The organism is Pseudomonas sp. BF-RE-25 (assembly GCF_019956105.1).
Taxonomy (GTDB): domain Bacteria; phylum Pseudomonadota; class Gammaproteobacteria; order Pseudomonadales; family Pseudomonadaceae; genus Aquipseudomonas; species Aquipseudomonas migulae.
On the sequence record NZ_JAHBDB010000032.1, the window covers coordinates 23,313 to 37,529 of the forward strand.

A 14,217-nucleotide genomic window follows, 5' to 3' on the forward strand; every position below is an offset into this window, starting at 1 on the left:
GAACAAGTCTTTTGGCTGTCGGCTACCTGCCGGGTCAAAAGAACGATCTACTGACCTGACCATCGCTGACACTTCTTGCGCCAACGATGGCGGCTCTCAGGTTATTTCGCGGTCAGTTGAGTGAACTGTGGCGCAGAAGTAATCGGCTCGCGAGGCAGGTCATCGAACGACTGTCCGAGCCATTTTTTCTGTAGTTCGGCGAGCTTGCCGGTGTCACGCAAGTGGTTCACAAAACCACTCAGGTAATCGAGCAGTTCCTTGTTGCCCTTGGCCACTGGCCAGGCGATGTAGCCCATGCTTGAAGTGGCCTCGCCAACGGCAAACACCTGTGGACGTTCCTTCACCAGCATGTTGGCGGGCACGATCGAGTTCACAACGTAGTCGAGTCGGTGGTTCGCCAGATCGGCATACGCCTCCGGGTAGGATTGGTACTGCACGATCTTGCCAATGGAACCGCCGGAGGCTTTGAGCTTTGCATCCAGCTGCGTCAGTCGGGCCAGTTGCGCACCACCGGCCTGCACGCCGACGATCAACCCGGAAAGGTCCGAGACGCTTTTGATGCGGTCATCGTTTGCGCGCTTGATGTAATGCGAGACCTCAGGGGCGACCGGTGCCACGAAGTCAAAGGCGCCCAGGCGTTCCTCAGTAACACCGGCGCCGGTGATGGCGGCGTCGTACTTCCCGGAGGTGATACCCGCCAGCAGGCCGGTCCAGGGCATGATGTCCTGATTCACTTTGAATTGAGCGTACTTGCGCAGCTCCGCGATAACGTCCTTATGGAAACCCTCGGACTCACCGTCCTTTATAAATTCGAAAGGGTAATAACTGTCTTCGGTTGCAACGTTAAGTGTGCCGCGAGTGTTTATCTCTGCCAGGCTGGCTGCACTCGCTGCGCCGGTAATACCGAGGCTGAAGATAAGACTGGCTGCGCCAACGATAAGAAAACGACCGGCCTTTGAAATGATACGGCGGTCAACTCGACTTTCTTGAGCACTGTTCATCGTGAAACTCCCATCGGTTAAGTGGTGGGGCAGTACCAAACTAAAAGCTGCGATTGGGGGTGAGATGGCGTTAGTCATGCTTTCTCCGTTTTTATTGTTTTCGGCGGGTGGAGCGCAGCCCTTGCCTGACAAGCAGGTGGGATAAAACGATGCTAATGCTCAGGGGGCGCACGATTGCTCGAAAATCGCGGCGTCAAACGCACCATCGTTGCGTTTTCAGCATTTTGTTGCGCGGCGGTCAGTCCATGTGCGTTGGTACAAGGGCTTGTGCGCAACGAATGAGCGTCCAGGTGCCTTTTCTGCTGTAATGGCTGGGCCCCAGGTGAAGGAGTTTTCCCATGCAGCTAGATGCCTATGACCGCAAAATTCTCAACTTCCTTCAGGAAAACAACCGGATTTCCCAGCGGGAACTGGCTGAGGGCGTGAACCTGTCTCCCTCGGCAGTCAATAGAAGAATCGCCGCCCTCGAAGCGGCGGGAGTGATCAGATATAACGTGAGTATTGTCGACCCGGCAGCGGTCGGCCGACCGATTACCGTTATCGTCGAAGTTAAACTAGAGAATGAAAGACTTGATTTGCTGGATGAGATAAAGCGGCGCTTTGTGAGTTGTCCGCAAGTTCAGCAGGTTTATTATGTGACGGGGGATTTTGATTTTTTGCTGGTGTTGAATGTACGAGACATGAGTGAGTACGAACAATTAACCAGAGAGTTGTTTTTCTTCGGAAACATCAAGCAGTTCAAGACGTTTGTCGCGATGCAGAATAATAAAAGAACGTTTGCGATACCGTTGGAAATTGAATGACCCTGAAACGGCCCTCCCTGCGACAGCAGCCGGAAGGAGGGCGTTGATGGTCGAACGGTGGTGTTAGAACTCCGGCGTGTATTTCACGCTGAACATCACGTTGCGTGGTTCACCGTAGTTGTTGTTGCCGTTGATCTGGTTGTAGGCCGCTGTGTAGTAAGTCTTGTCGAACAGGTTGTTGGCATTCATCGCCAGCTCGATCTCCGAGGAGAGCTGGTAGCCGACACGGGCATTCCAGACGGTGTAGCCCGGTACGTTGACGACGTGGTCGTAACCCAGCGTATGGCTTTGGGTCGTGAAGCCCAGGCCGGTACTCACACGGCTCCAGTCGCCACCCAACTGGTAGTTGCCCCAGACACGCAGCATGTGTTTCGGCGTCCACCAGCTGAAGACTTTGCCTTCGTTGTCCGGGTCCTTGAGGTACTTGGTGGTGTTGTAGGTATAACCGGCAAACAGTTGCAGACCGTCCAGCACTTCGCCGCTGATTTCGGCGTCGAGACCCTGGCTGCGTACTTTGCCGGATGCTTTCGAGCAGTACCAACCGTCGCAGTTTTGCCCTCCGTCCATATCGAGCGTGGCGCGGTTTTCCTGGTCGTAACGGAACAACGCCAGGGACGTATTGACCCGACCCTCCATCAGCTCGCCCTTGAGACCCACCTCGTAGTTCGTACCGATGATCGGTTTGACTACCGAGCCGCTTGTAGTGCGTTCGGTTTGCGGTGTGAACACGTTGGTGTAGCTGGTATAGATCGCCCATTCGCGGCTCAAGTCATAGACGATACCGGCGAAGGGGGTGACTTCACCGTTTTCGTTGCTGGTGCTTTCAGGATCGGCGGTAATGCTGGTCGCGTCCTGGCGCCACGATTTATAGCTGTAGTCGTACCAACTGACCCGTGAGCCGAGCACGAGGGTCAGCGGATCAATCGGCTTGACCCGCCAGCTGCCGTAGAGGCCTTTTTGGCGGATGTCATACTTGCTTGGTGTCCCACGGCCACCGGGGCTATTGAGCAAACCCTCGTAGCTGATTTCGGGACGGTTGTGATCAATGTCGAAGATGGTGTCGGCACTGTTATTGAAGGTTCGGGCGAATTTGTCGTCTGACGTGTATTTGGAATAGTTGCCGCCCACCATGATTTCCTGCTGCATGGACAAGGCTTCGAATTTGCCGTTGAGGTTCATGTCCAGAGCAACTTTGGTGGAGTCCATGTCCGTCACGAAGTCAGCGTACTGCACGCCGCTGCCATCGGCATTGATGCCGTTGCCACTGGATTGCACCCGTTGGTTTTTCGCTTTATTGGTTTCAGTCATGCGCACGGCGCCGACCTTGAAGGCCCAATCGTCGTTGAAACGGTGTTCCAGGTCGGTGTAGAGCGTGGTGACATCGATGTCCGAATGGTTCCACTTGGCCCCGGTGTACGTGCTGCGCGGCAGGTCGATGGGCTTACCGCCGGCGTAGCGGGGGAAGCCGCGGACATTCGAGCGCGATTCGCCGTCGGACTGGCTGACTGCCAGGCCCAGGGTGGTGTCTTCACGCAGGTCGAAGTCCAGCGCGCCGTACAGCGAGGTGGTCTTGTACCATTCGGAATCGACGAACGAGTGGCTGTCGTCCTGGTCGGCAATGAAGCGCCCGCGCACGGTGCCGGCCTGGTTCAGCGGCCCGCCGGCGTCCAGTTGCAGACCGTAGTGGTCCCATGAGCCGGCCTTGCCGGTGAGGGTCACTATCGGTGCGGCCTGGCCGCGTTTGCGCACCAGGTTGACCGCGCCGCCAGGGCTGCCGGTGCCTTGCAGCAGGCCGGACGCGCCACGTAGCACTTCCATGCGATCGAAGAAAATCAGGTCCTGCGTGGCCCAGTTGCCCAGCGAGTAATAGTTGCGCGGAATCGGCACGCCGTCGTACTGCCAGTCATCGATCTGGAAACCGCGCGAGCTCAGAATCAGGCCTCTGCCGACGCCTTGGGCACCGACCAGGCCGGTGGTCTTGTTGGCCGCGTCCTTGAGATCGACGATATCCTGATCGTCCATTTGCTTGCGGGTCATCACCGTGACCGACTGCGGGATTTCCTTGAGGGTGTGGGTGCCCTTGCCGATGGTCACCGCCCGCGCAGCGTAGGAGCCTGAGCCTTCGGTGGTGGCGTCGGTGCTGCGTTCGACGATGTTGGTCACGCCCAGCTGCAACGCCGCGCTGTTGTCCGGGGCTGGCTCGACGCTGAAGTTACCTTGCCCGGTCACTCGCAATTGCAGGCCGCTGCCCGACAACGCCTTCTGCATCGCCTGTTCCGCAGGCATCTGGCCGACCACCGCCGGTGCTTGTTTGCCCTGCACCAGCGAAGGCTCCAATGAAACGATATGGCCGCTCTGACTGGCGATGGCATTCAGCGTGCTGGCGAGTGGGCCGGCCGGCAGGTTGAACATCAGGTCTTGCGCCTGCGACAGGGCAGGGCTCGCCAGGGTTGCCAGGGCGACAGCGGCGGAAAGGGCATGGGGCCACGGGTTGAACACAGCGTTCTCCTGAAAATGTGGAAGTGTCAGGAGATAGGTGGGACGAGAAATGAAAACCGGACACGAATGAGAGTTATTTTCAAAAAAATTTATCAGCGCGACTCTTTTGCACGTATCAGCGTCAACCATGGGCTGTAGCGATCCACGCGAATCGGCAGGGTTTCCGCCAGGGCCGTGAACACCCGATCGGGATCGTTCAACGGGAATACGCCCTGGACGCGCAAGCCGCGAACCTCGGGAGCCACGCGGACAAAACCCCGGCTGTACGGGCGCAGCGCATCGACGACGTGTTCCAGGGGATCGTCCAGCACGTTCAATCGCCCGCTGAGCCAATCGGCGCGATGAAGCTGATCGCCGGCCACCGGGACAATGTTCCCTGCATACAACAAGGCCGATTGACCTTCCTGCAGGTCAAGTGTCGTGCCGTCGAACAGTCGGGCTTCGATCGAGTGTTGCAGCACCACAACGCGAGTCGCGTCTTGTTCCTGAGCCACCAGGAAACGGGTGCCCAGCGCCCGTATTTCACCTTGAGCGGTGCGCACCCGCAGCGGCCGCAGGGGGTCGGCCGCCACCTGAATCACCAGCTCGCCGTGGCGCAGAATCACCAGCCTTTGTTTGTCATCGAAGCGCAGGTCCACCGCGCTGTTCGCGTTCAGACTCAGGCGGCTGCCGTCGGCCAGCGTGAAGTCCTGACGCTGGCCACGGCCGGTGTGCAGATCCGCCAGCAGCGAGTCACCCAGCGGGCTGCGAATGCCGAGCCACGCGCCGCCGCCCAACAGACCCAGGCCCGCGATCACGCGGAGCGCATCGCGGCGTGAACCGTGGGGCTGCAACAGCAGTTGCCGCGCTTCGTTGGCTTGACCGGGCAGGCGCCGATCCAGGGCACGAATCGTGTTGAAGGAACCGCCAAGGCGTTCCTGCAAGGTGGCCCAGGCCCGGGCGTGTGCGGGGTCCATCGCCAGCCATGCGTTGAACCGTTCTTGCAGTGCGGCATCGGGCTTGCCGGCACGAAGGCTTACCATCCAGTCGATGGCCTGCTCGCTGATCGGGTCAAGGCGCGGCTTGCTCATGGCGTCAACTCGCTCAGGTAGCACTGACGCAATGCCTGTTTCATGTAGCGGCTGACCGTGCGTTCCGAAAGCCCCATTTTGTGAGCAATCGCCACGTAGCTCAGACCGTCCAGCTGGCTGTAGAGGAACGTGGCTTTGACGACCAGTGGCAAGCCGTCGAGCGCCCGGTCGATCGCGACCAGGGCTTCGATCAGTTGCAACTGTTCTTCAGGGGAGGGGGCGAACGATTCAGGCAGCGTGGACAGGCGTTCGAGGTAGGCCAGTTCCAGCTTGCGCCGGCGATGACGGTCAAAGATCAGTCGTCGGGCAATGGTCGACAGGTACGCGCGAGGTTGTTCGATGCTGTCGGGGTCTACCCGGGCCACCAGCATCTGGCAAAACGTATCGGCGGCGGTGTCCTCAGCGTCCGCGTGATTGCGCAGGCGCCGCTGGATATGCTGCAGCAGCCAGCGATGATGGTCGCTGAAAAAGAAGCCCAGCTTGCTGGTCGGAGGAACTTGCACCGGTTGGCTTTCCAGATGTTAGTGTGAATCGTTCTCAATACTACCTTTGAGAGGATCGCCACTGCAATCTCTGACTTCGCCGGATGCCATTCGGCCAACGCTGCCTCGACCTGAATAGGGAGGGCGGCGAGGTGTACGCGTCTTACGATCTGGGCGATGTAGAAGACGGCTCAATCATCAACCGGATCTGTTTGCTCAGAAGGCCGCAAGTTATCAGGCCCGGTGGCCGTTTCTGCGCTTGGTCGAAGCTTGAACCGACAGACGTTACCGCCGCGCACCATGCATTCCGTGTGATCGACTTCTGCGCCGCCCAGCGTGCCGATCAAGGCCAGGTCCAGTTCACAGACCACCGGATGGGCCTCTGCGAGTCGGTGAAAAACGCAGTTGTGCGCGACGATTTCCGGGTCACCGCTGGAGCGAAAGAACACCTCCGACTGGTATCCCGCCTGGTTCATGTGCTGCACGATCCTGGCTTCGTCGACCACCTGCGATTCACGATCCCGCGCCAGTTTTCGGCCCATGCTGCGCATCAGCGTGGCCAGCGCTTCGGGACCGATGATGCCGGCCACTTCATCGATCAGCACACTCGCCAGCATTTGATACTGGCGAGGAAACTGCTCCTTGGCATGGTCGGTGAGCCGGTACAGTTGCTCTGGACGCCGGCCCGTCGGCCGGGTTTCGCCCCGCAACACCAGGCCGTCACGCTCAAGCGCCGCCAGATGCTGGCGAATCGCAGTGCGCGTGACGGCCAGTTGTTCGGCCAACTCGTCAATGCTCATGCCGCTCGCATGGTGCAGCAGCGCATTGAGCAGGTCTTGCTGTGTCCGGCCCAGTCCTTCCAGCATGGTGTGTCCTCGCCCGACGTCAGAACTTGTCCGGGAACTGCTTGACCAGTGCCGCCGTCAGCGCATCGGCCAGCGCCAGGATATGGCCGCGCATCATGTGCCAGGTCCGCGCTTCGCCCGCGTAATCGTGTGCGGCGAGTTCATCGATCTGTGCGACATGATGACCCCCGTGAGCACCGAGCATGGCAACCAGCGTGTCTTCAGGCAAGTTGGGGTTGGCTTTGGCCAGGAACGCGGCAATCGCCTTGGCATTGCCGGTCAGGTCCGCGACTGCGGCTTGCTTGCCTTTGCCGTCTTTGGCGACCGTTGCATCGCTGTAGTGCTTCACCGCGCCCCAGTGGCCGGCCAGCAATTTGAGCAACTGATCGGCAGCGGGCTGACCGTAGAGCGGGGCGATGCTATTGGCGATTTTGGTTGCGTTGTCGACCACCTGATCGGCGGCGACTTTGGCTTGCTGCTTGTCGGCAGCCTGATTGGCGATGGCGTAGTTTCTGATCCAGAACACATGTTCGACCCACAGGTCGCGCAAGGTCAGCCGTGTGGTCAATGCAACGCTGTCAGGCGCAGCCGTTGAGGCGGGCGGCGTCTGACTCCAGACCGGTTGAGCACAGAACGCCAACAACATTAAAGCCAGGATCTTGATATTCATGACGGCACCCTCGGGAAGTGGGATTGTTCGACAATATCAATTTAAGCATAAAAATATGTTTTTATCGAGCCGACGCCCCGCGCGCAGATCAACGGTCATTGTAGGAGCGAGCCCGCTCGCGATGAGCGTCAACGATGACGCAGTTTGCCTGAATCAACGCGGCGCTTATGGGGCCATCGCGAGCGGGCTCGCTCCTACACAACCCAAATCAGAACTTGAACGCCTGACGCCCGACCAGCAGCCAGTGGCCTTTCTGTTTCTGCCAGATCTGGAAGTTCTCGATTTCAGTCGGAATCACTTCAGTGCCTTTCAGCGCCTGTGCCGAGAAATGGTTGCGAACCAACGCCACGTCACCGGACAGGGTGATGGTCTGGTTTTGCATTTCGAGGGTCTTGAAAGCGCTCCGACCGGTTTCGATGTCGGCGATGTATTCCTGCTTGTTCTGGATTTTCCCGCTGGAGTGCCCGTAGGTCAGGTTTTCGGCGGTCAGAGCGTTCAGTTCGGAAATGTTCTTTTTCAGCATGGCCTGGGTCAGGTGGTCGACAGCCTGGGCCACGTCTTTTTCAGCGGCGGACGGGGCGGCCGCGACATAGCCACTGAACAGGCACAGAAATCCAACCAGCAATTTCGCTTTTTTCATGGGTGTTTCCTTGTTGTTGTGGGTGATCGAGTGATGAACATAAAGATCATTCATCAGTCGTCGTACAACCTAGCATGCGCTGAGAAAAAAACGAACATGGCCTGGGGGAATTACCGCATGTCGTAAAAACCGCACGAACGCAAATAGCCCTTCAATTGCACTGTGACGCAGTCGATAACCTGTTCAGAAGTCATGCGCGAATGGCCGCACCCACTGACAGGAGACCCACAGAGTGTCGATAAAATTACGCTTGCTCTTGCTGATCGGCACCGGCCTGCTCACGGCCTTGATCATGAGCCTGGTCAGTTACCTGGGAAATTCGCAAATGGCGACCGCGGTGAATGACAACGAGGTCAGCATGACCGCGCTGCGCAATCACCTCGAAGCCGACATGATGCATGACGCGTTACGCGCGGATGTGCTGTCGGCGCTGGCGGGGAAATTGTCGCAGTCGGTGGATCGGTTTCGCCTCTGAAAATAAACACGAACCTGTAGGAGCCGGCTTGCTGGCGATAGGAGCAACGCGGTTTGACGGGATACCGCGTTGTTAGCATCGCCAGCAAGCTGGCTCCTACAGGTATTTGTCGGTGACGGCACCCTCGGAGGCGGATGACCTGTCGGCGCTGGCGGGGAAATTGTCGCAGTCGGCGGATCGGCTTCGCCTGTGATATCCATTCAACATTGATGTTGCCAGACCGGACCCCATCGCGAGCAGGCTCGCTCCCACATTGATTGCGTCAACGCGAAGATCAACTGTGGGAGCGAGCCTGCTCGCGATGGCAATCGCTCAAACGAGGCAGAATCAAAGCATTAAAGGTATTTATCGGTGACGGCACCCTCGGAGGCGCTGGACACCGTCTTCGCATACTTCGCCAACACCCCGCGTTTGTACCTGGATTCCGGCCGCACCCAGCGGGTTTTGCGCTCGGCCAGTTCTGCATTGGAAACGCCGACCGTGATCTGCCGGGTTTCGGCATCGATAGTGATTTTGTCGCCGTCTTCGATCAACGCAATCGGCCCGCCATCAAAGGCTTCCGGCGTAATATGCCCCACCACAAAACCATGGGAACCCCCGGAAAAACGGCCGTCGGTAATCAACGCAACATCCTTGCCCAACCCCTTGCCCATGACCGCCGATGTCGGCGAGAGCATTTCGCGCATGCCCGGGCCGCCCTTGGGTCCTTCGTAGCGAATCACGATCACGTCGCCCGCTTTCACTTCGCCATTGAGAATCCCGGCCAGCGCACCTTCTTCGCCGTGGTAGACCCGCGCCGTACCTTCAAAGCGCAAACCTTCCTTGCCCGTGATCTTGGCCACCGCGCCGGTGGGCGAAAGGTTGCCGCGCAGCACCACCAGGTGCGAGTCCTTTTTCACCGGCTGGTCGAAGGGCAGAATCACGTCCTGGCCTTCGGGGTAATCCGCCACGTTTTCGAGGTTTTCCGCGAGGGTCTTGCCGGTCACCGTCATCGCATCGCCATGCAACATGCCGGCCGCGAGCATGCGCTTCATCAGCGGTTGAATGCCGCCGATGGCGACCAGTTCGCTCATCATGTATTTGCCGCTGGGGCGCAGGTCGGCCACCACCGGCGAGACCTTGCCCAGCTCGACGAAATCATCCAGCGTCAACTCGACGTCCACCGCATGCGCCATGGCCAACAGATGCAGCACCGCGTTGGTCGAGCCGGCGAGGGCGATGACCACGCGGATCGCATTTTCAAAGGCTTTGCGGGTCATGATGTCCCGCGGTTTGAGGTCCAGCTTCAACAACTCCATGACCTGCTGGCCGGCGCGGAAACTGTCCGAGGCCTTGTCGCTGCCGACAGCGTCCTGAGAGCTGGAACCGGGCAGGCTCATGCCCAGCGCTTCAATGGCCGAGGCCATGGTGTTGGCGGTGTACATTCCGCCGCAGGAACCGGGGCCGGGAATCGCCACTTCCTCGATCTGCTTGACCTGGATTTCGTTGATGTCGCCACGCGCATTCTGGCCCACGGCTTCGAACACGGAAATGATGTCGGTGTGACCGGCACCGGGCCGAATCGTCCCGCCATAGACGAAGATGGAAGGGCGGTTCAGCCGCGCCATGCCGATCAGGCAGCCCGGCATGTTCTTGTCGCAACCGCCCACAGTCACCAGGCCGTCGAAGCCTTCGCAACCGGCCACGACCTCGATGGAATCGGCAATCACCTCGCGTGACACCAGCGAATACTTCATGCCTTCCGTGCCGTTGGCGATGCCGTCGGAAATGGTGATGGTGTTGAAAATGACGCCCTTGGCCCCGGCGGCATTCGCGCCTTTTTCGGCTTCGACCGCCAGCTTGTCGATGTGCATGTTGCACGGCGTGACCATCGCCCACGTCGAGGCGATGCCGATCTGCGGTTTCTTGAAGTCCTCGTCGGTGAAACCCACGGCACGCAGCATCGAGCGACCGGGCGCGCGCTCGACGCCATCGACCACTTGAGAGGAATATTTGCGCAGATCGTTTTTATCGCTCATGACTGCTCCTCACCGGTTCATCGAAAAAACAGGTTGAGTATAGTGGCCCCGGCGCGCGTGTTCGGACTATCAGGTCGGGAACAGACGCGCGGGTTTGCTCCGGCGTGATATTCTTCACCTCAACTTGGTTTGACCTATTCAGTTTGCGTGTCCTCGAGACGCGCCAACAGAATCACTGTCGCTCAAGTAGCTGAAGCCAATAAAGATAAAAAGTCAGTTCAGTAGGGACATATAAACTGAGGTCGATGGATCACGTCGGCCTTGTGTGCCCACCCTCCGGATCTCATGTGCGAGCCCCCACGACATTTGCCTGAATGCCGTGTGAAACAAGGGTTTCGTCGTGAGGATGGAAGGGCGGATGACGTTTTATCAAAGGTGCTACAAGATGTTTAAGAAAATGAACACGGCCCTGCTGGGGCTGGCTTTGTCGATGGGGATCACGTCCGTTCACGCGGAAGAGGCAAAGAAAGTCGATGTGCTGCTGATCGGCGGCGGCATCATGAGCGCGACCCTGGGTGTATGGCTCAATGAGCTGGAACCTGGCACCTCGATGGAAATGATCGAGCGCCTCGACGGCGTCGCCCTGGAAAGCTCCAACGGCTGGAACAACGCCGGTACCGGTCACTCCGCCCTGGCCGAGTTGAACTACACCCCGGAAGACGACAAGGGCAATGTCTCGATCCCGAAAGCCGTTGAAATCAACGAAGCGTTCCAGATCTCCCGTCAGTTCTGGGCCTGGCAGGTTCAGCAAGGCGTGCTGAAAAACCCGCGTTCGTTCATCAACTCTACACCGCACATGAGCTTTGTGTGGGGCGATGACAACATCAAGTTCCTGAAAAAGCGCTACGAAGCCCTGCAAGCGAGCCCGCTGTTCGCTGGCATGCAGTACTCGGAAGACCCGGCGCAGATCGCCAAGTGGGTTCCGCTGATGATGGAAGGGCGCGACCCGAACCAGAAAATCGCGGCCACCTGGTCCCCGATCGGCACCGACGTGAACTTCGGCGAAATCACCCGCCAGTTCGTTGCGCACCTGCAAACCACCCCGAAATTCGACTTGAAACTGTCTAGCGAAGTGCAAGACATCACCAAGAACGAAGACGGTAGCTGGCGCGTCAGCTACAAAAACCTGAAAGACGGCAGCAAGTCCGAAACCGACGCCAAGTTCGTGTTCATCGGTGCGGGCGGCGGTGCCCTGCACCTGCTGCAGAAGTCCGGCATTCCTGAAGCCAAGGAATACGCAGGCTTCCCGGTCGGCGGCTCGTTCCTCGTCACCGAAAACCCGACCATCGCCGAACAACACTTGGCCAAGGCCTACGGCAAAGCCTCCGTTGGCGCACCGCCAATGTCGGTTCCGCACCTGGACACCCGTGTCCTGGACGGCAAGCGCGTGATCCTGTTTGGCCCATTCGCGACCTTCAGCACCAAGTTCCTCAAAGAAGGCTCGTACCTGGACCTGCTGACCACCACCACCACGCACAACGTGTGGCCGATGACCAAGGTCGGCATCAAGGAATACCCGCTGGTCGAGTACCTTGCCGGTCAGCTGATGCTGTCTGACGAAGACCGCCTCAACGCCCTGAAAGAATACTTCCCGAACGCCAAGGCTGAAGACTGGCGCCTGTGGCAAGCCGGCCAGCGCGTGCAAATCATCAAGCGTGATGAAGCTGCCGGTGGCGTGCTGAAACTGGGCACCGAAATCGTTGCTTCCGCTGACGGCACCATCGCCGGTCTGCTGGGCGCATCGCCAGGTGCTTCGACCGCTGCGCCGATCATGCTGACCGTGCTGCAGAAAGTGTTCAAGGACAAGGTCGCTTCGCCAGCCTGGCAGGAAAAACTGCACCAGATCGTGCCAAGCTACGGCACGCAGCTGAATGGCAGTCCTGAGAAGGTTGCACAAGAGTGGGCTTACACCGCCAAGGTCCTGCAACTGACCCCGCCACCGGCGATCGGTCAAGTAGCGGCCCCGGCAGCTGCCCCGGCTGAAGCGCCAAAAGCGCCGAAGGCAAACGCTGCAACTGATATGGCTCTGTAACCAGACGCCCAGTCAAAAAGCCCACTGCACCGGTGACGGTCAGTGGGCTTTTTTGTGCCTGGAATACAGGGCAGGTGGGTAGTTTTCGCTTACCCTCACGCAACTTGCAAAAGCACTGCGAATGGGGCTAGATCGCCTGCAAACGGCCATTCACCACAGGGATCTGTCTATGTCGCTGAGTTTCCATAAGATGCACGCCAATGGCGACGACTTCGTGGTCGTGGACGCGCGAAACTCGGCTAACCCAGTGACAAGTGCCCTGGCTCGGCGAATGGGAGATCGCCACCGCGGCATCGGTTTCAATCAACTCGCGGTGGTGCTCGATTGCGAAGACGCCGATGCGCGGTTGATGTTCTGGAACACCGATGGCTCCACGCTGGATGTGTGTGGCAGCGCAACGCGGGGTGCTGCGGACAGACTGATGCGCGAATCGAATTCGACGTCGATAACGCTTCGGACCAACCGAGGGCTGCTCACTTGCCAACGAACCTCCAACGGCAACATTTCCGTCAGCATGGGGCAGCCGTTGTTTGGCTGGTCGGATGTTCCCCTGGCTCAGGAAATGGATACGTTGGTTCTGCCCCTTGATGGCGGCCCGGCGGCGTGCAGCATGGGCAATCCGCACTGCACCTTTTTTGTGGATGACCTGACGGCGATTGATATTGCGGCCATCGGACCCGCCCTTGAAACCCACCCGCTGTTTCCGCTCAGGACGAATGTGCATTTCGTTCAGATCATTGACCGCAAGCATATTCGACTGCGCATTTGGGAGCGTTGGGGCGGTATTCCGCTGGGTTCAGGTTCGTGTTCTTGTGGCGCTGCGGTTAACGGGATTCGACGGGGGTTGTTGGACGATACTGTTGAGGTTGAATGTGATGGCGGGAGTGTTACGGTTCAATGGGATAGTGTGGGTTCGGTCTTTTTGATTGGGCCGGTAGAGGCAGTTTTTTCAGGGACAGTTGCGGATAGCTTGTTGAAAAATTGATTACTGCTTTGTCGTGAAAAGCGGAGGAGCCCCCGTTGGCTTCGAAGTAGGCCTTAATGAACCCATTCACTCATCGTCATACATGAGCTCCAGGGCCTTGATCCGCTCGTCCGTAGCCTCATATCTTGCGTAATATGCCTGTCTTTCTGTGTCACTCAATTGAGTGAGAAAGGGAAGGAAATAGTTGTCGTTGTAGTAACCCTGGGCACCCTGCATATGGCCTCCCCACCAAGAAGCGTTGTAGCCCTTGAACGCTACCCATGGAGGCGCTACGGAGAATTTTTCGCCAGCGATGGTATCCAACAAACCAGCGCTATTGGTGACCAGTCGTATATTAGACGGCTGCACCGATCATGCTGGCCGTGCTGCAGAAAGTGTTCAAGGATAAGGTCGCTTCGCCAGTCCGGCAGGAAAAACTGCACCAGGTCGTGCCGAGCTACGGCACCCAGCTGAATAGCCGTCCTGAGAAGGTTGCAGAAGAGTGGGGTTATGACTCAGTTACTAGCGATCGCTTAGGTAGCAGCCCCCGGAAAACACTAAACTACGAAACACCCGCTGAACGATTTAGCCAATCTGTTGCATCGATCGGTTGAATCCACAGCCAAAAGCTGCCGTTCGTGAGTGACCGTCTCCGGCCATAGGTGGGCGCTTAACGTATAAGGTAAAAATGTATTTTTTAGTTGGAATCGTGGCGCTC

At 58.4% G+C, this 14,217-nt stretch carries 11 protein-coding genes and 2 pseudogenes; 5 read left to right on the forward strand and 8 right to left on the reverse strand.

The genetic code is table 11. The features are described 5' to 3' along the window. Nucleotides 1–101 precede the first annotated feature (101 nt). Nucleotides 102–1,079: a transporter substrate-binding domain-containing protein gene (locus tag KGB24_RS15645; protein WP_223414155.1), complete on the reverse strand. Its 978-nt coding sequence runs from the start codon at nucleotides 1,077–1,079 to the stop codon at nucleotides 102–104. 260 nt (nucleotides 1,080–1,339) lie between these two features. On the opposite strand from KGB24_RS15645, the gene KGB24_RS15650 reads away from it, so the two are divergent. Next, nucleotides 1,340–1,804: an Lrp/AsnC family transcriptional regulator gene (locus KGB24_RS15650; protein WP_008032416.1), complete on the forward strand. Its 465-nt coding sequence runs from the start codon at nucleotides 1,340–1,342 to the stop codon at nucleotides 1,802–1,804. Between the two features lie 63 nt (nucleotides 1,805–1,867). Here the strand turns inward: KGB24_RS15650 and KGB24_RS15655 are convergent, their stop codons facing one another. From KGB24_RS15655 to KGB24_RS15680, 6 genes are all read right to left on the reverse strand, one after another. Continuing rightward, the gene (locus tag KGB24_RS15655; RefSeq protein WP_223414156.1) at nucleotides 1,868–4,303 is read right to left on the reverse strand and encodes a TonB-dependent siderophore receptor; all 2,436 of its coding nucleotides are present in this window, start codon (nucleotides 4,301–4,303) and stop codon (nucleotides 1,868–1,870) included. A gap of 92 nt (nucleotides 4,304–4,395) precedes the next feature. Beyond that, entirely contained in the window at nucleotides 4,396–5,373 is a 978-nt protein-coding gene (locus tag KGB24_RS15660) for a FecR domain-containing protein (RefSeq protein WP_223414157.1), read from the reverse strand. Beyond that, nucleotides 5,370–5,876, reverse strand: coding sequence for a sigma-70 family RNA polymerase sigma factor (locus KGB24_RS15665; RefSeq protein WP_008032410.1), 507 nt, complete (start codon nucleotides 5,874–5,876; stop codon nucleotides 5,370–5,372). The genes KGB24_RS15660 and KGB24_RS15665 overlap by 4 nt, the downstream gene beginning before the upstream one ends. A gap of 170 nt (nucleotides 5,877–6,046) precedes the next feature. Next, on the reverse strand, nucleotides 6,047–6,721 hold the full coding sequence (locus KGB24_RS15670; protein WP_223414158.1) for a helix-turn-helix transcriptional regulator: 675 nt from the start codon (nucleotides 6,719–6,721) through the stop codon (nucleotides 6,047–6,049). A 19-nt stretch (nucleotides 6,722–6,740) separates the two neighbouring features. Next, on the reverse strand, nucleotides 6,741–7,370 hold the full coding sequence (locus KGB24_RS15675) for a hypothetical protein (protein ID WP_223414159.1): 630 nt from the start codon (nucleotides 7,368–7,370) through the stop codon (nucleotides 6,741–6,743). Nucleotides 7,371–7,578: 208 nt separating this feature from the next. Next, a complete protein-coding gene (locus KGB24_RS15680; RefSeq protein WP_008032405.1) occupies nucleotides 7,579–8,010 on the reverse strand; it encodes a nuclear transport factor 2 family protein in 432 nt (143 codons plus the stop codon). 232 nt (nucleotides 8,011–8,242) lie between these two features. Between KGB24_RS15680 and KGB24_RS15685 the strand changes: the two are divergent. Next, nucleotides 8,243–8,464, forward strand: a pseudogene (locus KGB24_RS15685) (hypothetical protein); the annotation flags it as partial. Nucleotides 8,465–8,820: 356 nt separating this feature from the next. On the opposite strand, the gene ilvD reads toward KGB24_RS15685, so the two are convergent. Continuing rightward, nucleotides 8,821–10,503, reverse strand: a complete 1,683-nt coding sequence (gene ilvD / locus KGB24_RS15690; RefSeq protein ID WP_223414160.1) for a dihydroxy-acid dehydratase — start codon at nucleotides 10,501–10,503, stop codon at nucleotides 8,821–8,823. Nucleotides 10,504–10,888: 385 nt separating this feature from the next. Here ilvD and mqo point away from each other — a divergent pair, with 385 nt between their 5' ends. The 3 genes and pseudogenes from mqo to KGB24_RS15705 form a co-directional block, all read left to right on the forward strand. Beyond that, nucleotides 10,889–12,535 (forward strand): malate dehydrogenase (quinone), encoded by a 1,647-nt coding sequence (mqo, locus tag KGB24_RS15695; protein WP_032828550.1) that lies wholly within the window; start codon nucleotides 10,889–10,891, stop codon nucleotides 12,533–12,535. 169 nt (nucleotides 12,536–12,704) lie between these two features. Beyond that, complete coding sequence (gene dapF / locus KGB24_RS15700) at nucleotides 12,705–13,520, forward strand: diaminopimelate epimerase (RefSeq protein ID WP_223414161.1); 816 nt, start codon at nucleotides 12,705–12,707, stop codon at nucleotides 13,518–13,520. A 338-nt stretch (nucleotides 13,521–13,858) separates the two neighbouring features. Beyond that, nucleotides 13,859–14,113, forward strand: a pseudogene (locus tag KGB24_RS15705) (malate:quinone oxidoreductase); the annotation flags it as partial. Nucleotides 14,114–14,217: the final 104 nt, after the last annotated feature.

Bases quoted from the DNA above. Each gene is read 5' to 3' on its own strand.
- ilvD (WP_223414160.1), bottom strand. From the start codon at position 10,503: ATGAGCGATAAAAACGATCTGCGCAAATATTCCTCTCAAGTGGTCGAT.
- KGB24_RS15660 (WP_223414157.1), bottom strand. From the start codon at position 5,373: ATGAGCAAGCCGCGCCTTGACCCGATCAGCGAGCAGGCCATCGACTGG.
- KGB24_RS15675 (WP_223414159.1), bottom strand. From the start codon at position 7,370: ATGAATATCAAGATCCTGGCTTTAATGTTGTTGGCGTTCTGTGCTCAA.
- KGB24_RS15670 (WP_223414158.1), bottom strand. From the start codon at position 6,721: ATGCTGGAAGGACTGGGCCGGACACAGCAAGACCTGCTCAATGCGCTG.
- dapF (WP_223414161.1), top strand. From the start codon at position 12,705: ATGTCGCTGAGTTTCCATAAGATGCACGCCAATGGCGACGACTTCGTG.
- KGB24_RS15650 (WP_008032416.1), top strand. From the start codon at position 1,340: ATGCAGCTAGATGCCTATGACCGCAAAATTCTCAACTTCCTTCAGGAA.
- mqo (WP_032828550.1), top strand. From the start codon at position 10,889: ATGTTTAAGAAAATGAACACGGCCCTGCTGGGGCTGGCTTTGTCGATG.
- KGB24_RS15680 (WP_008032405.1), bottom strand. From the start codon at position 8,010: ATGAAAAAAGCGAAATTGCTGGTTGGATTTCTGTGCCTGTTCAGTGGC.
- KGB24_RS15645 (WP_223414155.1), bottom strand. From the start codon at position 1,079: ATGACTAACGCCATCTCACCCCCAATCGCAGCTTTTAGTTTGGTACTG.